Origin of the sequence: Flexivirga sp. (assembly GCF_051955415.1) — a bacterium.
Taxonomy (GTDB): Bacteria; Actinomycetota; Actinomycetes; order Actinomycetales; family Dermatophilaceae; genus Flexivirga.
The window spans coordinates 1-22502 of the sequence record NZ_JBQCGS010000104.1 but is presented as its reverse complement, the minus strand read 5'-3'; the positions used below and the strand labels follow the sequence as shown (position 1 = coordinate 22502).

Annotated in this window: 22 protein-coding genes; 13 read left to right on the top strand and 9 right to left on the bottom strand. The window is 71.9% G+C overall.

The window, feature by feature from the left end:
* The first annotated feature begins 22 nt into the window (after positions 1–22).
* Positions 23–961 carry a glycosyltransferase family 2 protein gene (locus ACTHL4_RS16990; RefSeq protein WP_440283963.1) on the top strand — a complete coding sequence of 313 codons (939 nt, stop codon included), beginning with the start codon at positions 23–25 and terminating at the stop codon, positions 959–961.
* Positions 962–965: 4 nt separating this feature from the next.
* Here the strand turns inward: ACTHL4_RS16990 and ACTHL4_RS16985 are convergent, their stop codons facing one another.
* The 3 genes from ACTHL4_RS16985 to ACTHL4_RS16975 are packed head-to-tail and all read right to left on the bottom strand — an operon-like array spanning position 966 to position 3024.
* Positions 966–1592 (bottom strand): 3-oxoacid CoA-transferase subunit B, encoded by a 627-nt coding sequence (locus ACTHL4_RS16985; protein ID WP_440283950.1) that lies wholly within the window; start codon positions 1590–1592, stop codon positions 966–968.
* Positions 1592–2365: a CoA transferase subunit A gene (locus tag ACTHL4_RS16980; protein WP_440283949.1), complete on the bottom strand. Its 774-nt coding sequence runs from the start codon at positions 2363–2365 to the stop codon at positions 1592–1594. Before ACTHL4_RS16980 ends, ACTHL4_RS16985 begins: the two co-directional genes overlap by 1 nt.
* 23 nt (positions 2366–2388) lie before the next feature.
* Positions 2389–3024 (bottom strand): TIGR03089 family protein, encoded by a 636-nt coding sequence (locus ACTHL4_RS16975; RefSeq protein ID WP_440283948.1) that lies wholly within the window; start codon positions 3022–3024, stop codon positions 2389–2391.
* A gap of 64 nt (positions 3025–3088) precedes the next feature.
* On the opposite strand from ACTHL4_RS16975, the gene ACTHL4_RS16970 reads away from it, so the two are divergent.
* On the top strand, positions 3089–3838 hold the full coding sequence (locus ACTHL4_RS16970) for a hypothetical protein (RefSeq protein ID WP_440283947.1): 750 nt from the start codon (positions 3089–3091) through the stop codon (positions 3836–3838).
* Complete coding sequence (locus ACTHL4_RS16965; RefSeq protein ID WP_440283946.1) at positions 3835–4773, top strand: DNA-3-methyladenine glycosylase family protein; 939 nt, start codon at positions 3835–3837, stop codon at positions 4771–4773. The genes ACTHL4_RS16970 and ACTHL4_RS16965 overlap by 4 nt, the downstream gene beginning before the upstream one ends.
* Positions 4774–4812: 39 nt before the next feature.
* On the opposite strand, the gene ACTHL4_RS16960 is transcribed toward ACTHL4_RS16965, so the two are convergent.
* Positions 4813–5844: a coenzyme F420-0:L-glutamate ligase gene (locus ACTHL4_RS16960; RefSeq protein ID WP_440283945.1), complete on the bottom strand. Its 1032-nt coding sequence runs from the start codon at positions 5842–5844 to the stop codon at positions 4813–4815.
* Positions 5841–6821 (bottom strand): 2-phospho-L-lactate transferase, encoded by a 981-nt coding sequence (gene cofD, locus ACTHL4_RS16955; protein ID WP_440283944.1) that lies wholly within the window; start codon positions 6819–6821, stop codon positions 5841–5843. The genes ACTHL4_RS16960 and cofD overlap by 4 nt, the downstream gene beginning before the upstream one ends.
* 200 nt (positions 6822–7021) lie before the next feature.
* Here cofD and ACTHL4_RS16950 point away from each other — a divergent pair, with 200 nt between their 5' ends.
* Genes ACTHL4_RS16950 through ACTHL4_RS16940 form a run of 3 tightly spaced genes read left to right on the top strand, consistent with a single transcriptional unit; the run spans position 7022 to position 11987 of the window.
* Entirely contained in the window at positions 7022–7303 is a 282-nt protein-coding gene (locus ACTHL4_RS16950) for a WhiB family transcriptional regulator (protein ID WP_440283943.1), read from the top strand.
* A gap of 56 nt (positions 7304–7359) precedes the next feature.
* On the top strand, positions 7360–10578 hold the full coding sequence (locus ACTHL4_RS16945) for a glycosyltransferase (protein ID WP_440283942.1): 3219 nt from the start codon (positions 7360–7362) through the stop codon (positions 10576–10578).
* On the top strand, positions 10575–11987 hold the full coding sequence (locus ACTHL4_RS16940; RefSeq protein WP_440283941.1) for a DUF5719 family protein: 1413 nt from the start codon (positions 10575–10577) through the stop codon (positions 11985–11987). Before ACTHL4_RS16945 ends, ACTHL4_RS16940 begins: the two co-directional genes overlap by 4 nt.
* 20 nt (positions 11988–12007) lie before the next feature.
* Here the strand turns inward: ACTHL4_RS16940 and ACTHL4_RS16935 are convergent, their stop codons facing one another.
* Both ACTHL4_RS16935 and ACTHL4_RS16930 read right to left on the bottom strand, forming a co-directional pair.
* Positions 12008–12841 carry an SDR family oxidoreductase gene (locus tag ACTHL4_RS16935; RefSeq protein WP_440283940.1) on the bottom strand — a complete coding sequence of 278 codons (834 nt, stop codon included), beginning with the start codon at positions 12839–12841 and terminating at the stop codon, positions 12008–12010.
* Positions 12841–13224, bottom strand: a complete 384-nt coding sequence (locus ACTHL4_RS16930; RefSeq protein ID WP_440283939.1) for a metallopeptidase family protein — start codon at positions 13222–13224, stop codon at positions 12841–12843. Before ACTHL4_RS16930 ends, ACTHL4_RS16935 begins: the two co-directional genes overlap by 1 nt.
* 90 nt (positions 13225–13314) lie before the next feature.
* On the opposite strand from ACTHL4_RS16930, the gene ACTHL4_RS16925 reads away from it, so the two are divergent.
* The 4 genes from ACTHL4_RS16925 to ACTHL4_RS16910 are packed head-to-tail and all read left to right on the top strand — an operon-like array spanning position 13315 to position 16514.
* Positions 13315–13677 (top strand): DUF3499 domain-containing protein, encoded by a 363-nt coding sequence (locus ACTHL4_RS16925; RefSeq protein ID WP_440283938.1) that lies wholly within the window; start codon positions 13315–13317, stop codon positions 13675–13677.
* A gap of 11 nt (positions 13678–13688) precedes the next feature.
* Positions 13689–15107, top strand: a complete 1419-nt coding sequence (locus tag ACTHL4_RS16920) for a phosphomannomutase/phosphoglucomutase (protein ID WP_440283937.1) — start codon at positions 13689–13691, stop codon at positions 15105–15107.
* On the top strand, positions 15104–15313 hold the full coding sequence (locus ACTHL4_RS16915; protein ID WP_440283936.1) for a Trm112 family protein: 210 nt from the start codon (positions 15104–15106) through the stop codon (positions 15311–15313). The genes ACTHL4_RS16920 and ACTHL4_RS16915 overlap by 4 nt, the downstream gene beginning before the upstream one ends.
* A gap of 19 nt (positions 15314–15332) precedes the next feature.
* Positions 15333–16514 carry an SIS domain-containing protein gene (locus ACTHL4_RS16910; protein ID WP_440283935.1) on the top strand — a complete coding sequence of 394 codons (1182 nt, stop codon included), beginning with the start codon at positions 15333–15335 and terminating at the stop codon, positions 16512–16514.
* On the opposite strand, the gene ACTHL4_RS16905 is transcribed toward ACTHL4_RS16910, so the two are convergent.
* Positions 16508–17716: an MFS transporter gene (locus ACTHL4_RS16905; protein ID WP_440283934.1), complete on the bottom strand. Its 1209-nt coding sequence runs from the start codon at positions 17714–17716 to the stop codon at positions 16508–16510. The two genes, ACTHL4_RS16910 and ACTHL4_RS16905, sit on opposite strands and share 7 nt — an antisense overlap.
* Before the next feature lie 133 nt (positions 17717–17849).
* Here ACTHL4_RS16905 and ACTHL4_RS16900 point away from each other — a divergent pair, with 133 nt between their 5' ends.
* Both ACTHL4_RS16900 and ACTHL4_RS16895 read left to right on the top strand, forming a co-directional pair.
* Complete coding sequence (locus ACTHL4_RS16900) at positions 17850–19220, top strand: mycothione reductase (protein WP_440283933.1); 1371 nt, start codon at positions 17850–17852, stop codon at positions 19218–19220.
* Positions 19221–19261: 41 nt separating this feature from the next.
* Positions 19262–20188, top strand: a complete 927-nt coding sequence (locus tag ACTHL4_RS16895; protein WP_440283932.1) for a DUF808 domain-containing protein — start codon at positions 19262–19264, stop codon at positions 20186–20188.
* 5 nt (positions 20189–20193) lie between these two features.
* On the opposite strand, the gene ACTHL4_RS16890 is transcribed toward ACTHL4_RS16895, so the two are convergent.
* Positions 20194–21060: an NUDIX domain-containing protein gene (locus ACTHL4_RS16890; protein WP_440283931.1), complete on the bottom strand. Its 867-nt coding sequence runs from the start codon at positions 21058–21060 to the stop codon at positions 20194–20196.
* A gap of 338 nt (positions 21061–21398) precedes the next feature.
* Here ACTHL4_RS16890 and ACTHL4_RS16885 point away from each other — a divergent pair.
* Positions 21399–22502: DUF222 domain-containing protein (locus ACTHL4_RS16885; RefSeq protein WP_440283930.1), on the top strand; the 1104-nt coding region annotated here is incomplete at its 3' end.

Below are 22502 nucleotides of genomic sequence, written 5' to 3'. Positions count from 1 at the left end.
GACCGACGGCGTTTCGGTGATCATGCCGATCCTCGACGAGGAGCGGCATCTGGCCGAATCCGTGACCGCCATACTGCGGCAGGAACTGCCGTGCCCGGTCGAGGTGATCCTCGCGCTCGGCCCGTCGACGGACCGCACGGACGATGTCGCGGCGCACCTGCACGCCGACGACGACCGGGTGAAGCTGGTCCCCAATCCCACCGGACGCACCCCCGACGCGCTCAACGCCGCGATCGCGGCGTCGTCATACGACGTGGTCGCCCGGGTGGACGGGCACGGCATCCTGTCCGACGGCTACCTGGCCACGGCGTTGCGCGTGTTGGCGCAGACCGGTGCCGCCAACGTGGGCGGCATCATGGACGCCGAGGGCACCACCGACTTCGAGCGGGCCGTGGCGGTGGCCATGAAGTCCAAGATCGGCGTGGGCGGGGTCAAGTTCAAGCTCGGCGGGCGGCCCGGCCCGGCCGAGACGGTCTATCTCGGCGTCTTCCGGCGCTCCTGGCTGCGCCGCGTCGGCGGGTACGACGCGCGCTTCACGCGTGCCCAGGACTGGGAGATGAACTTCCGGCTGCGTGACGCCGGCGGCATCGTGTGGTTCACCCCGGAGCTCAAGGTCACCTACCGGCCGCGCGGGTCGTTCCGGACCCTGGCCCGCCAGTACAAGCAGTACGGCCAGTGGCGCCGGGTGGTCGCCCGCCGCCACAGGGGTTCGATCAACGCCCGGTACCTCGCGCCGCCCACCGCACTGGCCGCGATCGCCGTCGGCGCGGTCGGCGGTTTCGTATGGCGCCCGCTGTGGGCGATCCCGGCCGGCTACCTCGGCGCGGTGACGGTCGGCGGTGCGGTCATCTCGGCCGGATCCGACCCGGCGGTCCGGTGGCGGGTGCCGCCGGTGCTGGCGACCATGCACCTGGCCTGGGGTTACGGCTTCCTGACCAGCCGGATCCGGCTGGAGGACTGAAACCTCAGACCAGGTCGGCGCCGGTTGCCGCGCGTACGTCGTCCTGGGTGACGCCGGGTGCGGTCTCGACCCGTCGTAGGCCCTCGGGTGTCACGTCGATGACGGCGAGGTCGGTGATGATGCGCTGGACGACGCGCTGGCCAGTCAGCGGCAGGGTGCACTCGGTGACGATCTTGGGTGTGCCGTCCTTGGCGACGTGCTCCATCAGCACGATGACCTTGCTGGCGACGTGTACCAGGTCCATGGCACCGCCCATGCCCTTGATCATCTTGCCGGGGATGGTCCAGTTGGCGATGTCGCCGGCGACCGACACCTGCATGGCGCCCAGGATCGCGGCGTCGATCTTGCCGCCGCGGATCATCCCGAAGCTGGTCGCGGAGTCGAAGATCGTGGCTCCGCGGCGGAGGGTGACGGTCTCCTTGCCGGCGTTGATCAGGTCCGGGTCGACCTGGTCCGCCGTCGGGTACGCGCCGACCCCCAGCAGGCCGTTCTCGGACTGCAGCACCAGTTCGACGTCGTCGGGCACGTAGTTGGGCACCAGTGTCGGCAGCCCGATGCCGAGGTTGACGTAGTCGCCGTCGGACAGTTCGCGCGCGGCGCGGGCAGCCATCTCGTGGCGGGTGAGCGCCATCAGTCGGCCTCCCTCGTGGTGGTCTTCTCGATGCGCTTGTCTGCGGCCTGCTCGGCGGTCAACGGCACCACGCGGTGCACGTAGATGCCGGGCAGGTGGATCTGGTCGGGGTCCAGCTCGCCGGGGTCGACCAGCTGCTCGACCTCGGCGATGGTGATCTTGCCGGACATGGCGCACAGCGGGTTGAAGTTGCGGGCCGACTGATGGAAGACCAGGTTGCCGTGCCGGTCGCCCTTGGCGGCGCGCACCAGGCCGTAGTCGGCCACGATCGAGGTCTCCAGCACATACGGCTTGCTGGTGCCGGCGACGTCGAAGTCGCGAGTCTCCTTCACCGGTGACGCGACCGCGACCGTGCCGTCGGCGGCGTACCGCCACGGCATCCCGCCGTCGGCGATCTGGGTGCCGACCCCGGTGGCGGTGTAGAAGGCCGGTATGCCGGCGCCGCCGGCGCGCAGCTTCTCCGCGAGCGTGCCCTGCGGGGTCAGCTCGACCTCCAGTTCACCCTGCAGGTATTGCCGCGCGAACTCCTTGTTCTCACCCACGTATGACGCGATGATCCGCCGGATCCGCTTGTCGCGCAGCAGGATCCCGAGCCCCCAGTCGTCCACGCCACAGTTGTTGGAGATGACCTCCAAGTCCGTGGTGTCCGTCTGGTGCAAGGCGTGGATCAGCACGCTGGGAATGCCACACAGGCCGAAACCGCCGACGGCAAGGGATGCCCCGGACGGTATGTCGGCCACGGCTTCGGCTGCCGAGGAGACGACTTTGTCCATGTGACGGACATTACAAGACCGGATCACAGCACCAGGTCGACGGCCTCCGAAGCGCTGCGGTCGGCGCGGGTCTGCTCGTCGGCATCACGCAGCACGACCACGGAGCAGCCGCGACCGATCAGGCCGGCGACGACCACCGGCACCCGGTGCGTCGGGACATCGGCGAGCAGCACCCGGCCACCGGGCTGGCCCACGGTGGTGCTGAGGTCGGCGTACGTGGCCGGATCGGTGCCGGCAACGGCCTCCTGGTCCTCGTCCACGAACCCGACGGGAGCAGGCATCACGTCCGGCATCGCCTGCAGCGGACTGGCCGCCAGCGCAGCGGCCGGCTCGACCAGATCGGCCGAGGGATCGGCGCCCGCGTCGAGACTGACACAAGCGTCGGCGTCGGTGCTCGCGGTCACCGTCAGCCCTCGCGTCCATGCCGCGAGGGTCCAGTAGATGGCCCGCCAGTGGTCGGCCGGCAGATCCAGCCGGACCAGGTCGCCCGGTGTGAGCGCCATCTCCGACTCCAGCCAGTTCGCAGCCTTGGCAACCCAATTGGCCAGCGTCTTGCCGGACAGGTCGATCCGCTCGGCCCGGCCGTCGTCATACCAGGTCAGCCGCGGGCGCGACAGGTCGCCGGCCAACAATGCGGCGCGAAGTTCATCGGAGTTCACCTGATGAGCGTAGTCGCGCCGTTACCTGCCGCCGCCTGTCGTCGTCTCCGGTTAGAGTCGAAGGGTGAAGGTCCACTCCACGGCTGCTGCTCGCATCTCCGGTTCTCCCGCGGTGCAACGTGTCGTCGGCCGCGCCCGGCAGGCCGCCAAGGACACCGCCGCCAAACTTCCGCACCCCGCCGAGCAGAAGGTCTCGCTGCGCGCCGCCGACTTCAGCGGCGTGCGCACCACCGGTCTGCTGCTGGACGGCGACGAGGCGCGCCTCGCCCGCAAGGCCGCCCGCCGGCTCGGCCTCGCCCGCACCCTGGACGACACCAGCGCATGGGCCGCCTTCGGTGCGCGGGCCGCGCTGCTGCGTGTCGTCGACGACGGCCGCCGGCACTCGGTGGTCGTCGACACCGCGGGCCCGCGGTCGGTCTTCTCCCGCTGGGTGACCAGGATCGGCTTCGCACCGCTGGGCATCGACGTGATGCGCCCCGACGTGGTCGGCACGGACATCGACCCGGGCTCGGTCGACCTGGTGGTCCGCCTGCACCCGCACTCCAGCGACCCGGCCACCGTCGACGAGGACCTCGCCCGGGGCACCGCTGCGTTGCGGCGCGGGGGGTTGATCATCGTCTCGCTGCGGCTCGGCCCCCGCGATGCAGGTGGCGTCGCCGTCGCCGACGTGCGGTCACTGGTCGCCCGCGCCGACGAGCAGGGGCTGTCGCTGGTCGGTGACCTGGCGCTCGAGGAAGGCCGACAGGCCAACACCGTCGCGGCAGGGGAGAGCGGCAACTTCGGGCTGGCATTGCTGACCTTCCGCCGGCGTTGACCACCCCGGCAGCGGTCACCGCCGACTTCGCGCCGGGACGTCCGGTCCCGTTCGGCGCGATCCTGGCGACCTACCGTCGCGGCTCGGGCGATCCGACGTTCCATGCTGCGCCGGATGCCGTATGGCGCACGGCGCGCACCCCGGACGGTCCGGTCACGCTCCGGCTGCACCGGGAGCCGGCGCCGGAGGGCGACCGGATCGTCGCACGGGCCTGGGGTCCCGGGGCCGACTGGGCACTGACCGGCCTGCCGGAGCTGCTCGGAGCGGCGGACGACCCGACGGGGTTCCGGGTCCGGCATCCCGTGCTGGAGCGCGTCGCGCGGGAGCAGCAGCACTGGCGGGTGGCCCGCTCCGGGCTGGTGCTGGACAGCCTGCTCCCGGCGATCATCGAGCAGCGGGTCACCGGGAAGCAGGCGTTCGGCGCCTACCGGCAGCTGGTTCGGCGCTACGGGGAGCCGGCACCCGGCCCGGCGGAGGCCATCGCCGCACTCCGGCTGATGGTCGCGCCGGACATCGCCGGGTGGCGCCGCATCCCCTCCTGGGAGTGGTTGCGCGCCGGTGTCGACGGGCAGCGCGCGGACACCGTGCAACGCGTTTTGCAGGTCGCGCCCCGGCTGGCCGAATGCTGCGCCATCCCACGCGAAAAGGCTTGGCAGCGCTTGCGATCCATCCCCGGCGTGGGTGTGTGGACGGCGGCCGAGACGATGCAGCGTGCGGCCGGGGACGCCGACGCGGTCAGCTTCGGCGACTACCACGTGGCCAAGGACATCGGCCACGCCCTGACCGGAGCACCGGTCGACGACCTGGAGCTGGCAGCGCTGCTGCGTCCGTATGCCGGGCACCGTTACCGCGTGCAATACCTGGTGATGGCCGGGCGTCTCGGCGCGCCGCGGCGTGGCCCCCGGCTCGCCGTACCGACGCACCTGCCCGGCTGAAGCTCACTGGTGGACGGTAGGGGCAGACAGGAGTAGGTCTCAGTCCGGCACGCTGATGGTGACGCCGGCCCCGTCCTGGCGGCCGCGGCAGGCGAGGCGCTCACCGGCGAGGGCGACCTCCAGGCGAGCCCAGACCCGCCCGAGCGCCACCGGGTCCGCACCGTGCAGTCGCAGCAGCACCGAGCCGTCGACGGACTCGGAGGTGTCGACCGACACCGGGTCGCCGCTGGCGAGCGCGACGCGGACCGCGCGCGCCGCGCGTGCGGCGGACGGCTCCGGCGCGACGGACTCGAGACCGACCTGCACCGCCAGGACGGTGCCGGGATCGACACCCAGCGCCGCCCGCACGGCCTCGGCGCGCCCCAGGCCGAACCAGTCCGTCGGGGCGGGGGGCCCCACCCCGCCCGTGCCCCGCCCCGCGGCGGCGCAGTCCCGAGGGGAGAGCCCGGACACCACGGCCACCGGGACCCGGTCGATCTTGCCCTTCACCAGGTCCGCCGCTGCGGCGACCTCGTCGGCGATGTTGCGGATGGTGACCGCGAGGTCACGGCCCGCGGTGTCGGGCAGACCGCGCAGATCGTCCACCGGTCGCAGGCCGGCGGCGCCGAGCGCGAAGTCGGTCAGTCCGGCCCGCCAGGCCCGGCCGGAGGTGTCGGACAGCACGACCGCGAAGTCGGCTGCGCGGTGCAGCAGCGCGGCGATCTCGCGGCGCAGCCGGCGCGCGACCCGGTCGGCGTCCCGGGGGAGCAGCAGGAGCCGCTCGTCGTCCGAGTTGGACGCATCGATGCCGGCACCTGCCATCACCGGCCCGGCCGCCGCGTGCACCACCCGGGTGACACCGGTCTCGGTGGCGCGTTCGGCGACGACGGCGCGGGACTCCTGCAGCACCAGCTCGGCGCGATCGACGCCCGGAGCGGCATACAGCCCGAGCCACTTGGAGACGATCTTGCTGGTGACCACGACGACGTCACCGGTCGCCAGGTGCGGGCTCAGGAGCTCGGCGAGCAGTGCCGGCAGGTCCGTCTCGGGCGTCACCTCGGCAGCGAAGCCGACGGGACGGATCGCGATCATCGGCGCAGCGAGAGACCGAGTTCGACTGCCTCCGATGCCATGTCGGCGGCGGCGTCGATGTCGGTCATCAGCAGCGGCACGGCGCGCACGCTCACCTCGGCGCCGGCCATGGCCGCTTCGTCGGCCTTGTCCACCAGCCAGCCGTCGAGGAAGTCGGCATAGAGCCCGGCGACGCCGTCCGGTGTCACCGGCACCCCGATCGCCGACAGGCAGGCGTCCGCGTGACCGCGCACCGGCGCACCGCCGACGAGTGGGCTGACGCCGACGACCGGCGCGGTCGTGCCGCGCATCGCATCGCGCACGCCGGGCACCGACAGGATGATGCCGATGGAGACCACCGGGTTGCTCGGTGGCAGGAGCACCAGATCGGCGGTGCGGATCGCGTCGAGCACTCCGGGCGCGGCCGCTGCCTGGTTGAGCCCCGCGACGACGAACCGCTTGGCCGGCAGCGCGGCCTGATGCTGCACCCACCACTGCTGGAAGTGGATGGCGCGCTCGCCATCGCCCGCACCGTCGGGGTCGTCCACCACGACGTGGGTCTCGACGGGGGTGTCGGTCATCGGCAACAGCGTGACGCCCTGGTCGGGCAGTCCCCAGCGTGCGGCGAGCCGTTCGACGACGGCGCTGAGCGTCATACCCTGGCCCAGCCACTGGCTGCGCGCGATGTGCGTGCCGAAGTCGCGGTCGCCGAGCCCGAACCACTGGGGCTGTGCGCCGTATGCCGCGAGCTCGCCTTGCACCACGAAGGATTCGTCCGCCCGGCCCCAGCCCTGCCCCTCGTGGACGCCACCGCCCAGCGTGTAGAGGAGAGTGTCGAGGTCCGGGCACACGCGCAGTCCGAAGAGGGTGATGTCGTCGCCGGTGTTGCCGATGACCGTCAGCGAGTGCGGGCCGTCGCTGCGGCGGGACAGGTGATGCAGGAGGCCGCGCAGGAATCGGGCTCCGCCGACCCCTCCGGCGAGAGCGGTGATGCGCATCCGTCCATCGTCGCACGGGCGCGCCGCGCGCCGCCGGGCGTGTCCCCGGGCCGGCCGGGGCCCCGCGACGGGACGGTCGCGAAAACCGTTGCCGCTACGGAGGACTGCGAACGGTAGCAACCGACTCCCGGGCTTGACGTATCGGAATGACACGCGTGTAATTAGCTCCGTCAGGTCATGCAGACGGATGAGGAGGAGCCGTGCAGGAGTTCACTGTCTTGACCTTCTTGCACGAGGGGCTCGAGCAGGAAGACGAAGAGACTGCGCTGTCGTGGCAGGAGCGTGCGCTGTGCGCACAAACCGACCCCGAGGCGTTCTTCCCTGAAAAGGGTGGATCCACCCGTGAGGCCAAGAAGGTCTGCATCGGGTGCGAGGTCAAGGCCGAGTGCCTCGAATACGCCCTCGCGCACGACGAACGCTTCGGGATCTGGGGCGGTCTGTCGGAGCGTGAGCGACGCAAGCTGAAGAAGCGGGCGGTCTGACCACGACGCACGCCCGGCCCACCCGGCACGCAGCCGAGCTGACCAGTGCCGGGTTCTTGGCGACCGACGACGACCTCGTCGAGCTCGCCGTCACCGCCCTGCTGGTGGTGCAACACGGCGATCACCCGCGACTCCTCGACACCCTGCAGGCGCTCGTCTCCTCCGCGCGCCGACCCGACCGGCTGATCGTCATCGATGCCACACCCGGCCGGGACCTGCCCGGCATGCTCGCCGATCACCCCGATGTCGCCCGTGCCGACTGGGCGATGTCGGTGGTCACCGTGCCGCCGGGCACGCCGTTCGCGGAGATCGTCGACACCGCCGTCACCGCGATGCCCGAGCCCGGCGAGGACGCCGTCGTCGCCCTGCGTCCCAGACGGCGGGCGCGCAAGCGCCCGGTGCGCCCACGAGACCGCGACGAGTGGCTGTGGCTGCTGCACGAGGACAGCGCCCCCCACCCCGATGCTCTTGCCGAGCTGGTCACGGTGGCCGCGGGCAGCGACCGGATCGGCATCGCCGGCTGCAAGATCCTGGACAGTGGCAACCCCACCCGGTTGGTCAACGTCGGCATCGACCTGACCCGCACCGGCCGGCACGTCGGCTCCCGGATGCAGGGTGAGCCCGACCAGGGCCAGCACGACAACCGCCGGGACGTCCTCGGCGTGAGCAGCGCCGGCATGCTGATCCGGCGTGACGTCTACCTCGGCCTGGGCGGTTTCGACCCCGCGTTCGACGGTGACGGTGACGGTCTCGACCTGTCCTGGCGCGCCCACCTCGTCGGCCGGCAGGTCATCGTCGTACCCGCCGCCCGCGCGCACCAGGAGCTGGTCGGCAAGGACAGCGACGTCGACCGCCCCGCGCCGCGCGGTGCCCGCACCTTGCGCCGGCACCGCCAGGTGGCGCTCGCCCGGTGCTCGCTGCTGGGACTGCCGTTCATGGCGTTGTGGGTCCTCCTCAGCTGCACCGTCCTCGGCGTGGTGATGTTGCTGCTCAAGCGGCCCCGGCGGTCCTTCGCCGAGTTCGCGCAGGCGACCGCCCCGTTGGGCATCTTCCGGATCATCGGTGCGCGCTGGCGGTTCGTGGGCCGTGCCACGACCCGGCGTCGCAACCTGCGCACCCTCTTCGTGCCGTGGCGCGAGGCGCTGGATCACGCCCTGGGCACCCTCGGCGACGCGATCACCTTGGAGCCGTCGCGCAACGACATACCCGCCACGACACCGGTGGAGACGGGACCGGTCGCCGACGACGCCGAGCCGATGCCGGCACCGGTCGCCGGACGCGGCAACGTGCTGCACAACCCGGGGCTGTGGGCGGTGCTCGCCCTGCTGGTGGCCGCCGGATTCTGCTGGCGCGACCTGATCACCGGGGGAGCGCTGCGGGGCACCGGCAACGGTCTGGTCGGCGGCGCACTGCAACCTTTCACCACCGATGCCGCCGGCGTATGGCGGATGTGGCGCGACGCCTGGACCGGGCCGGGGCTGGGCGCCGCAGGCACCCCCACGCCCTACCTGGTGCTGCTCGCACCGCTCGCCTGGGTCGCCCAGCAGGTGCCCGGCGTCCACGGTTCCGCATCGGCAGCCGCAGTCGTGACCTGGCTGCTGGTGCTGGCGATGCCGCTGTCCGGTGCGGTCGCCTACCGGGCCGGTCGCAGCGCCACGCACGCCCGCTGGCCGCGCGCCGCGGCGGCGCTGGCCTGGGCGACGCTGCCGACGCTGACCACGGCGGTCGCCGCCGGAAGGCTGGGCCCGGTGGTGGCCCACATCCTCTTCCCGTTCGTGCTCGCGGGCCTGTTCGAGGTCGGCCGTCGGCGCGCCAGCACCCCGGTCACCTGCGGCACCGTGCTGGTCACGGCGGTCGTTGGGTCGTTCGCACCCGCGCTGCTCGTCATGACCTCGGTGATCGCGCTCGCGATCGTGGTGCTGGGGCCGGGCTGGGCCCGGCTGCGCGGCCTGGTCGTCGCCGTGCTGCCGTGGGTGGTGCTCGGCTGGTGGACCCGCGACCTGTTCACCGACTGGCGCGCGGTGCTCGCCGGGCCGGGCGGACTCGACACGGTGCACGCCATACCCGCCTGGCAGCTGTTGCTGCTGCACCCGGGCGGACCGGGCTCCTACACCGTCTGGGCGAGCATCCCGGTGCTGCTCGTCGGCGTGCTGGGACTGGTCCGGTCCGGCTTCGGCAAGGCCTCCACGGGTCTCGCCCTCGTCGGCCTGCTGGGCCTGGCCGCCGGCCTCGCGGCCGGACACCTGCACCTCGTGCAGTGGTCCGACGGTCCGCGCACCCCCTGGGCCGGCCTCGGCCTCGACGTCTTCGCCGCCGCCCTCCTCGGCGCCGGCCTGCTCGGGCTGCGCGGTCTGCTGGCCGAACGTCCCGCCCGGGCCCCGCGGCTGCCCCACCGGCTTGCCGTCGGCGCGACGGCGGGCGCGTGCGTCGTCTTCGCCGGTGTCGCCGGACTGGTCGCCTGGCAGGCGCAGCCGACGCCGTCCCTGCGCCCCACGCCGGCCGGGCCATCGAGCGTGGTGTCGGGTCAACTCACCGGCCCGAACGCGGTGCGCCTGCTGCGGCTGACGGTCGCCGACTCCGGCACGATCACCTACCGGTTGACCGGCCGGGAGACCGGCCCGCCCGCCACCGGGTTGCACCCACCGGTCCCCAGCGGCGGTGACCGCACGGCCGAGGCTGCCGCCGCGCTGTTGCAGCCGGACCGGGCCGGCACGGCGGCGGCGGAGTTGCGCGCCTTGGGCGTCGGTTTCGTCATCGTCGACGGGATCGGCAGTCGCGCGGCTGTCACCGACGATCTGCAGAGCGTGGCCGACCTGACCCAGATCTCCCGCGCCGCGCGCGCCGCCGTATGGCGCGTGAACCCCGCCACGAGCGACAACGGCTCCGACGTCGTCGCCAGCAGCCGGGTGTGGCTGGAGTACCACGGCCAACCGGTCGACGCCGTGCCGTCGACCGTGGCGCATGCCCGGTCGCACACCCGGATCGCCGCAGGCCCGACGGGCCGCTCGCTGGTGATCGCCGAGGGACTGGGCTGGCGCCAGCACGGCACCGTCATGGTGGACGGACATCGCGTCCAGCCGGTGGTGGCGAACGGCCGGCTCACCTACCCGATGCCTGCCGACGGCGGCCGGCTGATCATCGACCCGGGTGTCCAGCACCCCCGGGTGGTGCTCGGACAGGCCGCGCTCGCGGCGTTGCTGATCTTCCTGGCGATACCGTTCGGCAACCGGCGGTCCCGGCGGACCGCCGCCAGCACCTCGCGGAGGGCGTCGTGAAGCTCTTCGGCCCGGCCCGCGCCACCCTCGCCGTCGTCGCCGGCGCCGGGCTGGTCTGGGGAGCGACCCAGGTCGGTGAAACCGCCGACGCGACGCGCCCCGCCGACGTGCACCGGCTGGCCGGCGACACCACCTCCAGCACGCTGGACGACGTGTCGCTGTCGTGTCCCGGCGCGCCGACCGCCGGCACCGTGCAGGCCGCCTCGCTGCCGGCGGTCTGGCTGTCCGGTCACCGCAGCGGCGGCTCGGTGCGCCTGGTCGCGCACGGCACGACACCGCTGACCCTGCACCGCGGCGGCGTGGCCGGCTCCGAGCTGCCGGCAGGCAGCGCCGGCACGGTGCTCGGCAAGGGCGCTCTGGCCACCGGCCTGGTCGCCACCCAGACCCACCTGGACGACAGCAGCACAGCCCGCGGGCTCAACGTCAGCGCCTGCGGCTCACCGGTCCAGGACGGTTGGTACTTCGGCGGCGGCGACGCACCAGGGCGGGTCGCGCGGCTGACCCTGGTCAACACCGGGGCCAGCGCCACCACGGTCGACGCCACGGTGGTCGGCTCCCGGGGCATCGATGCCGGCGCCTCCGTCAAGGGCACCGTCCTCGCACCGGGCGAGCGCAAGGTGCTGCTGCTGGGTGACCTCGGGCCGTCCTTATCGGCTCCGGCGATCCACCTGACCGCCACCGGTGGTGGCGTGTCGGCGTCCCTGTCCGACGCGTGGATGGACGGGGAGACGCCGGTCGGCGAGGACACCACCACCACTGCCGTCACGCCCGCCGACAAACTGCTGATCAGCGGAGTCTCCGCGACCAGCGCCGCCCCTGAGGTCCGGGTGGTGGTGCCCGGCAAGGAGGAGGCGATCGTGCGGGTCCGGGCGGTGGACGCCACCGGCGCGGTGAAGGCCGACACGGTGCAGACCGTGGCCGCCGGGACAGCCGCCGCGACGACGCTCACCGGGCTCGAGCCGGGCCGCTACGACGTGCAGGTCACCGCAGACGTGCCCGTGGCGGCCTCGGTGATGAGCCGCACCGCCTCCTCCGGCCCGACCGATCTGACCTGGTCCCCGGCGCTACCGACGACCGAGACACCGGCCGGCATCGCGCTGCCGGCACGGATCCCCGGCGGGACCGCCGAGCTGATGCTCTGCGCACCGGCCGCCACCACCGCGGACGTGGTGACGGTCACCGGGACGGGCACGCATACCCAGACGGTCACCGTTCCGGCAGATCGGCCGGTGGTCGCCGATGTCGGCGGCGCGGCCGCTGTCTGGGGGCGGCCGCAGCACGGCGGCAGGGTGCAGGCGTCCGTGACCATCGGCGGCCGTCGCGGCGACGCCGACTTCCTGGCGACCGTGCCGTTGCAGGCCACCCCGCTCCGCCAGTCGACCAGCCGGCTGGTGCCGGCCCGCGGCTGAGTCACCGCACCTTCCCGCCGTCAGGCTCGGCGCTCGGCCAGCCACTGTGCGTAGGTCGCCCCGCCGCGGATTGCCTGCGGCCCCGGCAGGTTGGATCCTTCGGCGAAGCGGCGCATGGTGCCGCCGACGGCGGGAAGTCGCAGCAACCGGGGCGCCCTGCGCCCCGCCACGTGCGCGGTCAGTACGGCCAGCTCGCGAGCGGACAGCAGCTCCGGCCCGGCATACTCCATCGGCGGTGTCGGCGCCGGCGCCTCGTCGAGCGCGAGATCGACCAATTGTGTTGCCAACCAACGGGCGTCGACCGGTGCGAAACGCAGGCCACGCATGCCGACGCCGAAACCGGCGAACTGGCTGGCCACTAATCGGTGGACCAGCTCGTGGATCTGCGTCGCACGCACGATCACGTGCGGACGCCCGGATGCGGTGACCGCAGTCTCCGCGGCCGCCTTGGCGCGATAGTAGGGCAGCGGGTTGTCCCAGCAGCCGATGATCGACAGGTGGACCAGCCGTGCGGTGGGGTTGTGCTCGGCGAGGGCGGCACACAACCGGGCGGTGCCGTCGACGTCGACCTGCTCGCTCTGCGCGGCATTGCTCGCGCAGTGGATGACGGCGTGCACGCCGTCGACGGCCGCGGCGAGCCCGGACCCGGTCGCCAGGTCACCCTCGATCTCGTGCGCGCCGGTGGTGGCGCGGCCCGGCACCCGGGTCAGCACCGTCGCCGGCACCCCGGACCGGAGCAGCTCCCGGACCGCCTGCGTGCCGATGGTGCCGGTGCCGCCGGTGACCAGCACCGGGCGGCGGGTGACACCCGGCAGGCCCGGGATCAACGGGGGTGGGTCGGTGGCCCGTGCCATCAGTCCTCCAGATCGTCGGGATGTATGCCGAGGATGTGCGCGACCTGTTCGGCCAGGACGTCCCACACCAGGTCGGTCAGGTCCGCGTCCTCGGTCGCGCGCGACTCGATCGGGCGTCGGTAGAGCACCACCCGGGCCGACCGGCCACGCTGCTCGGGGTAGGCGCGGCCGAGAGCCAGGTCGGACTCCCAGGGCGGCGGGTCGGTCGAGGGCACGTCCTCGACGGCGAACTCGATGCCGGCCAGGCTGCGCTGCAGCCGCCGCTCCAGGCTCTCGACGCCGTCGAGCACGAGTTCGTCGAACTGCGCCGACCGGCTGCGCATCGCCGGCACCGGCGGCCACGCCAGCGGCCCCCGGAACCCTCGGCCGTGTCGGTCACTCATACGCCCGACTCTAGTCAGCACAACGGGATTCACCCAGCACGCGGCGTGCCGGACCGGCGGCAGCGCTGCGGTGTCCTAGAGTCGAGCATCGTGACTGGTCCGAGAGTGAAGCGCCTGTGTTCCCGCACCGCCTGCAAGGGTGCCGCCGTCGCCACCCTCACCTATGTGCACGCCGACCAGACGGTCGTGCTCGGTCCGCTGGCGACCTACGCGGAGCCGCACACCTACGACCTGTGCGCCGACCACACGACCCGGATGACCGCCCCGCGCGGGTGGGACGTCGTGCGGCTGGCGATCGACCTGACCGAGCCGGAGCCGACACCGGACGACCTGCTCGCACTGGCGGACGCCGTGCGTGCCGCTGCGGCACCGCCGCCGGTGCGGGAACAGCCGCCGGCGGCCGGCGGACGGCCGGTGCTGACCGTCCTGCCCGGCATGCAGTCGCCCCGGTAGGCTCCCGACCTGTGACCTCGCCCCGACTCGCCGACTTCTGCAAGGCGTATGACGTCCGCGGCCTCGTGCCCGATCAGCTGAACTCCGATGTGGCGACCGCGATCGGGGCGGCCTTCGCCCAGGTCGTCGCGATCCCGGACGGCGCCCCTGCGATCGTGGTGGGCCACGACATGCGGCCCAGCTCGCCCGAGCTGGCCGGGTCCTTCGCTCGTGGCGCAGCATCGGCCGGTCTCGACGTGGTCCAGGTCGGCCTGTGTTCCACCGATGGCCTCTACTACGCCAGCGGGGCGCTGGACCTGCCCGGCGCGATGTTCACCGCGAGCCACAACCCCGCGCAGTACAACGGCATCAAGCTGTGTCGCTCCGGGGCGCGCCCGGTCAGCCGCGAGACCGGGCTGGCCGAGATCACCGAACTCGCCCAGCGCCGTCTGGACGAGCCGGCCGCTGCGAACGGCGGGGCGGCGGGGGGCACGGTCACCGGACGTGATCTGCTCGGCGACTACGCAGCCTTCCTGCGCCGCTTGGTCGATCTGTCGCAGGTCCGTCCCTTGACGGTGGTCGTCGACGCGGGCAACGGCATGGGCGGCCACACCGTTCCCGCCGTGCTCGGCACCGGCGCCGGTCTGCCGGAGCTGCCGCTGCAGGTGGTGCCTCTCTACTTCGAGCTGGACGGCACCTTCCCCCATCACGAGGCCAACCCGCTGGAGCCGGAGAACCTGCGAGACCTGCAACGAGCTGTCGTGGAGCACGGCGCCGACATCGGGCTCGCCTTCGACGGGGACGCCGACCGCTGCTTCGTCGTGGACGAACGCGGCGAGCCGGTCAGCCCGTCCGCGGTGACGGCGTTGGTCGCGACGCGCGAGATCGCCAAGGCAGGCGCCGGCGTGCCGGTGGTGCACAACCTGATCTCGTCACGCGCGGTCGCGGAGATCATCGCCGAGCAGGGCGGGGTCCCGGTGCGGACCCGCGTCGGGCACTCCTTCATCAAGGCCGAGATGGCCTCGCACCAGGCGATTTTCGGTGGTGAGCACTCTGCGCACTACTATTTCCGGGACTTCTGGTACGCCGACACCGGGATGCTCGCCGCACTGCACGTGCTGGCCGCGCTCGGGGAGCAGGACCGGCCGCTGTCGGAGCTGGCGGCGTCATACAGCCGGTATGCCGCCTCGGGCGAGATCAACTCCCGGGTGAGCGACGGTGCCGCCGCGACCGAGCGGGTGCGCGACTGGGCCCAACGGCTGGGCGAGGTCGAGCAGGACACGCTCGACGGTCTGACGATCACCCACCGCGGCGAGCCCATGTGGTGGCTCAATGTCCGCGCCAGCAACACCGAGCCGTTGCTGCGGCTCAATGTCGAAGCGGCCGACCGTGCGACGATGGAACGCGTGCGCGACGGCGCCCTGCAGCAGATCCGTGAGGAGAACCCATGAGCAGCACGACCATCGAACCCTGGTTGCGGGAGATCCTGCGGTGCCCGGTCGGTCTGCACGAGCTGATCGACGCCACAGGCCCGGACGGTGCTGCGGAGCTGCAGTGTGCGGCCGACTGCGGTGGGCCCGGTCAGCGGCGTGGCTATCGCATCGACGGCGGTGTGCCGGTGCTGCTGGCCGACGAGTCCCGCGTGTTCACCGTCTGACGCGCCGACACGGAAGCTGATGCCCTACCTGGACGAGTCCGGTCTCGACGATCCCGACGAGTTGGCTCGCCGGGACACCCGGGAGACGCTGCGCGCGCTGGCGACCGCCGGCGCCCAGGTCCGCGAGGCGGTGACGCTCTCCACCGAGGGTGGCATCGATCGGGTCGCCTACGGGGAGCGGCCCCGCTCGGTCGTGGTGGCGGCACTCGGCGGCAGCGCTGTCGTCGCGGACGTGCTGGAGATGCTCGCGGAACCATCCTCGCCGGTGCCGGTCACGGTGCGGCGCAACCTGCCCCTGCCGGGCTGGGTCGGCCCGCTGGACCTGGTCATCGCCGTGTCGCTGTCCGGACGTGCGGACGGACCGGTCGCGGTCGCCCGCGAGGCGGCGCGCCGAGGCGCCGCCCTGTTGACCGTCGGTGCCGAGGACTCGCCGCTGTCGGAGATCAGCCATCGTGCGCGCGGCGTGCACATCGGCGTCGGACGCGGGCGCGCGTCGTCGCGGACCTCGCTCTGGTCGCTGCTGACCCCGGTGCTGATGGCCGGTGAGGGGCTGGGCCTGATCGACGTGCCGCAGCACGTCCTCGGCGAGGTGGCGGCTCGGTTGGACGAGCAGGCGGACGCGTGCCGTCCGTCGTCGGAGTCGTTCGTCAATCCGGCCAAGCTGGTGGCCGTGCAACTGGCCGAGACGGTTCCGGTCGTGCTGGGCGACGGTGCGCTCGCCGGCGTGGCGGCACGCCGCTCGGCGGCCATGCTGGCGCAGACCGCGCGTATCCCCGCGACGTGGGGTGAGCTGCCGGACGCGGCGTCGCAGGTCGTTGCCTGTTTCGACGGGCCCTACACCGCCGGCGGCGGAGCAGGAGCCAACACCGGCCGGCAGGCCGACATCTTCGCCGACCCGTTCCTCGACGCGCCGGCGCAGCCGAAGCTCGGCCTGATGATGCTGAGAGATGCGCCGGTCCGGCCGCCGACTGCGGAGAGCGACGCGGCCGAGGCCCTCACCGATGCGGTGCTCGGCACCGCTCGGGCGGCGGGTGCCAAGGTCATCGAGTCCACCGCAGCCGCCGGACATCCGGTGGTCCGGTTGGCCGAACTGATGGCGCTGACCGACTTCGCGGCGACCTACCTCGCGCTCGGGCTCGGCGTCGACCCGGCCGTCTCACCGCACGTGGCCGACCTGCGGGACCGCACCTCCGGTCAGTAGCTGGTGCCGCTGCGCGCCGGGCTGCGTCGCAGTAGCACCAGATCGGCCGCGGCCACGGCGAGCAGCACGATCGCCGTGATCACGAAGACCGGACGAAGCCCGAGGTGCGCGCCGACATACCCGCCCATCAACGGCCCGGTCACCTGCCCGGCGTACTGTGCGGACACCGACACCCCGAGGACCCGCCCGACGACCGCGTCCGGCACCCGGTGCCGGATCGCCGCGGTGAGGGCGGGCATCAGCCCGCCGAGCGCCATACCCATCAGCAGACGCAGGATCGCCAGGACGGCGACGTTCGGGGCGGCCGCCTGAGCGAGCAACGCCACTCCGGCGACGCCCAGACAGCCGGTGACGACGCCGAGATGGCCGATCCGGTCGCCGAGCCGGCCCAACCGGGGTGCCGAGGCGATGCTGCCCGCGGCGCCGAGCGCCATGATGACGCCTGCCGCGAAGGACGCATGGTCGGTGCCGGACAGTTGGCCGACGAAGAGCGTGATGATCGGTTCGACCGACATGGTTGCGAAGAGCAACAGGCTCGAGGTGAGCAGCAGCACCAACACCGTGCCGCGATGCGGCAGCTCGGACCACACCAGCCGGTGCTGCGGCTGGCGCGCCGAGGCGGTCGCCCGCTCCTCGTGCAGCAAGGTCGTGGTCGCCAGGAAGGCCAGGAAGATGAGGGCGCCGGCCAGCAGGAAGGTCGTGCGCACACCGATGAGAGCCGGGGCGAAGCCGCCGATCAGCGGTCCGGCGATGTTTCCCGCCATGACGCCGCCGGAGAGCACGCCCAGTGCCCAGGCGCTGCGGTCCTTCGGGGTCTGGGCCGCGACCAGGATCGTCGACCCGGAGGAGTAACCCCCGAGCAGGCCGGTGAGCAGTCGCAGTCCGACGAGCTGCCAGACGTTCTGTGCCAGACCGATGCAGGACATCACGACCGCCATGCCCAGGCTCGCGCGGATCAACATCGACTTGCGGCCGTAGCGGTCACCGAGCGCACCCCACAGCGGCGCGGTGAACGCGGCCGCGAAGAAGGTCGCGCTGTAGGCGATGCCGGACCAGCGCAGCACTGCGGCGCGTTCGTGCACGCCCAGTTGCTCGACGAAGATCGGCAGGTAGGGGATGAGCATCGTCATCGCGACGATGGTGGTGAACGAACCGCCCACGCAGACAACGAGATTGCGTCGCCAGTGGGTGCTCTCGGCCATTCCGCCAGCCTGCCCCTGTCTGTCCGAACTGTGAACGCGCTTCTCGCATTGTGAGCACGCGTCGGTCCGGGGCGCCCGAGGGGCGCCGCGGGGGAGGCGCGTGTCGAGAGCACGCCCGACATACCCTTTCCTGGTGACACATTTCGACCTGGCCATCATCGGCACCGGCTCCGGCAACTCCCTCGTGACGCCCGACTTCGACGACAAGCGTGTCGCTGTCATCGAAGAGGGCCTCTTCGGCGGCACCTGCCTCAATGTCGGTTGCATCCCCACCAAGATGTTCGTGTATGCCGCCGAGGTGGCCGACGCCGTCCGCGGATCCGCGACGTACGGCGTGGACGCGACACTGGACGGAGTGCGCTGGCGCGACATCCGGGACCGTGTCTTCGGCCGGATCGACCCCATCGAGGCCGGCGGCCGCGCCTACCGCGAGAACGGCGCGAACACCACCGCCTACGAGGGGCACGCGGAGTTCGTGGGCCCGCGCGAACTGCGGGTGCAGGTCCGGGACCGGGTCGAGACCGTCACCGCCGACCAGATCGTGATCGCCACGGGCGCGCATTCCTTTGTGCCCGAGGTGGTTTCGCAGGCGGGCGTGCCGTTCCACACCAGTGACACGATCATGCGCATCGACGAGCTGCCGGCGTCGATGGTGATCCTCGGCGGTGGCTTCATTGCCGCGGAGTTCGCGCACGTCTTCAGCGCGCTGGGCGTCCAGGTGCACATCGTCAACCGCGGACCGCAGCTGCTGCGCAAGGAGGACGAGGAGATCAGCAAGGCCTTCACCGCGCTGGCGGTCCGGCAGTGGGACGTGCATCTGGGTGCGCAGGTGGTCGGGGTCAAGGAGGCGGAGGGCGAGGTCGTGCTCGAGCTGGACTCCGGCGAGCTGATCAGTGGTGGGCTCCTCCTCGTCGCCACCGGGCGCCGCCCGAACGTCGAACGCCTCGGGCTGGAAAGGGCTGGTGTTGCGACGCATTCGGACGGCCGGGTGCGGGTCGACGAGTTCGGCCGCACCAGTGCCGAGGGGGTGTGGTCGCTCGGTGACGTGAGTTCGGCATACCAGCTGAAGCACGTCGCCAATCACGAGGCGCGGGTCGTCGCGCACAACCTGGTGCACCCGCAGGATCTGCAGGCGTTCGACCACCGGTTCGTGCCCTCGGCCGTGTTCACGCACCCGCAGCTGGCGTCGGTCGGTATGACCGAGGCCGCGGCGCGGGCCGCCGGCATCGACGTGACCGTCAAGGTGCAGCAGTACGGCGACACGGCATACGGCTGGGCGATGGAGGACACCACCAGCATCTTCAAGGTGATCGCCGACCGCCGGACCCAGCTGATCGTGGGCGCCCACGTGATGGGCCCGATGTCGAGCTCACTGATCCAGCCGATCATCCAGGCGATGAGTTTCGGTCAGCCGGCCCCGGATGTCGCCCGCGGACAATACTGGATCCACCCGGCCCTCGCGGAGGTCGTCGAGAACGCGCTGCTGGGACTCGAGTTCGACTGACGCCGACCGGCTGCTGAGCGTCTGCTGCATAGACTCTGCGCATGGCAGGTGGACTGGTAGCGCTGCTCGACGACGTCGCGGCCCTCGCGAAACTCGCTGCGGCGTCACTGGACGACGTGGGTGCGGCCACCGGCAAGGCGAGTGCGAAGGCGGTCGGTGTGGTCGTCGACGACACCGCCGTGACGCCGCGGTATGTCGAGGGGCTCTCGGCACAGCGGGAGCTGCCGATCATCAAGAAGATCGCCGTCGGCTCACTGCGCAACAAGCTGTTGCTCATCCTGCCTATTGCGTTGATCCTCAGTCAGTTCGCCGAGGGGGCGCTCACACCGATCCTGATGCTGGGCGGCACGTACCTGTCGTTCGAAGGTGCCGAGAAGATCTGGGAGGCGTTGTCCGGACACCATCAGGCGGCCGACGACGGACCCAAGGACGAGCGCAAGGTTGTCGCCGGCGCGATCCGGACCGACCTGATCCTGTCCGCCGAGATCATGGTCATCGCTCTCAACGAGGTCGACCACGAGCCGTTCGTCGCGCGGACGATCATCTTGATCGTCGTCGCTCTGGTCATCACGGCCCTCGTGTACGGCGTCGTGGCGCTGATCGTGAAGATGGACGACATCGGGCTGGCGCTCGCCGACGGTGCGACCGGTGCCCGCGAACGCATCGGTCGCGGTCTGGTGACCGGGATGCCGAAGGTCATGGCGGTGCTCTCCACGGTCGGCATCGCGGCCATGCTGTGGGTGGGCGGCCACATCCTGCTGGGCGGCTTCGACGAGCTCGGCTGGCATGCGCCATACAGCCTGGTGCACCACCTGGAGAACGCCGTCCACGACGCCACCGGTGCGCTGGGTTCGACGTTCGGATGGGTTGTGAACACCTTCTTTTCGGCCGTGCTGGGAGCGGTGGTCGGCGCGATCGTGGTCGCGGTGCTGCACGTGCTGCCGCGGAGAACGGCCGCACACGGCTGACCGGTTCAGGCAACCGAGCGCACCGCGAGCGTCACCCACTCGGTGACCGGCTCCGGTAAACGGTCGGTCGGGAACCAGCCGACTCTGTCGATCTCGCCGTCCTGCGGGCTGGTGGGTTCGGGGCGTCCGTCGGGGAACGACGCCGCATAGAGGAGCCGCACGCTGTGCCACAACGCGCCGAAGGCGTCGACCGTGGAGGAGTGCACCCCCAGCGGCCGGCCGATCGTCGGTGTGAGACCGGTCTCCTCGCGGCATTCGCGGACAGCGGCGTCCGCCGGGTCCTCGCCGAAGTCGACGCCACCACCGGGCAATGTCCACTTCCCTTGTGCTGGGCCGGGCGACAGCTGGTGCGTTAGCAGGATGTAGCCGTCGCGGACACACACGGCGTAGGCGCCGACCCGGACTGCTCGCGCGTCGTTCGCGGGTCGAGTGCCGGAGGATTGCTCCGCGAATTCGGTGACGTAGTCGACCTGTTCGGCCGTTTCGATGGCGCGCGCGTCATACCGGGTGCGGACGAGATCGATCGCCGTATCGGCCGGCAGGCCGTCGAGCACCGCGAGACAGGCGAGTGCCGTTCCCGTGCGGCCCAATCCGCCCAGGCACGCGATCTCGACCCGCTCGCGTGCCGCTCGTTGCCACGCCGCGGCCAGCGCCCGGCGTGCAGCCATCGGATCGATCGGCAGCCCGAAATCCGTCCACTCGACCCACGTGTGCTCCCACGGTGGCAGGGGCGTGAGCGGGTCGGCGAGCAGATAGAGGCCGAAGTCGGGGTCCGCCGCCGGCGAAGGATCCGTCCGCAGGCCACGTCCGCGCACCATCCGGCCGGACGGCAGCGTCAGGATCCCCAGGTCGCTCGCCTGCCACGTGTGCATCCATCCACCGTACGCCGCGGGTCGAGTGCCGGGGGAGCGCAGCGGGGGAGGTGTATCGAGACCGCGGGCCGAGCTGGCGGGTCGAGTGCCGGGGGAGCGCAGCGGAGGAGGTGTATCGAGACCCTGGATCCCCGCTCGTTCGCCTTGGCGCGCTCACCTGATCCTTCGACGTAGTTAGCGACGGTGTCCACCCGTGGTCCGGCCTCCCACGCCTTTGACTTCGCGTGGCGTGGCGTCAACCCGAGACGCCCTGTCCTGTGGAGGACCGGAGGGATGTGGATAACACCTAACCGCCAAAACCATTGTGTGCCAGCGGTATTCGTGGCATAATCGAACACATGAACCCATCGGACCTGGTAGGCGCGGCGGACGGCACCCAGGTGCTCGACGCGGCCGCGGTCCGCGCGTTCCACGACCGCCTCGATGACCCGGTCACCACTACCGACCCGGTGGGAGAAGCGCGCGCGCTGGCCGAGTTGCAACACGCGATCAGCGCCCGCCTGGCCCGACTCACCGTCCGGGCACACCAAGTGCAGTCAGCAGCTGACGAAGCGCGCGGGATCACGCGGCAAGCCACCAAACGGTTGGTCGGGTCCCAGGTCGGGTTCGCCCGTCGGTGCTCCCCGCACCGTGGCGGCCAGTTCGTCAACCTCGCGCACGCGTTGACCCAGGACATGCCGCACACGCTGGCCGCGCTCGCCGCCGGGGTCATCAGTGAGTACGACGTGCACCGGGTGGTGCGGGAAACCTCCGGCCTCACCCACGCCGAGCGGACCACGGTCGACCACGGCATCCGCGAGGACCTGGGCACCGTGTCCGGTGACCGGCTGGCGCACCTGGCGAAAGCACAGGCCTGCCAGGTGGCACCCGAGGCGATCGCGGGCCGTCGCCAGGCCGCCGAGACCGATCGGCGGGTCCACCTGCGGCCGGCGGCGGACAACATGTGCCGCCTGTCGGCCTTCCTGCCGGTCAAGGACGGACTGGCCTGCATGGCCGCACTCAACGCTGCCGCCGACACCAAGACCGCGAACGCCAAGCAGGAGGCAGAGGATCACGGCAGGGATGATGGCAGGGATCGTCGGCCACGGGGCCAGGTGATGGCCGACGCTCTGGTCGAACGTGTCACCGGACGCGCCCGCCACCACGACGTGCTCGGGGTGACCGTGGACCTACTCATGCCCATCGACACCCTGCTGGGTGAAACACCCGCCCACGTGCCCGGCTACGGCCCCGTCCCCGCCGACCTCGTCCGCGAATGGGTCACCACCGGCGACCCCACCGGCCCCACCCTCCGGCGCCTGTTCACCCACCCCGGCACCGGCGACATCATCGGCATGGACTCCCACGCCCGCCGCTACCCCGGCCTGCTGTCCCGGCTGATCATCTTCCGCGACCACACCTGCCGCACCCCCTGGTGCACCGCACCCATCCGACACATCGAC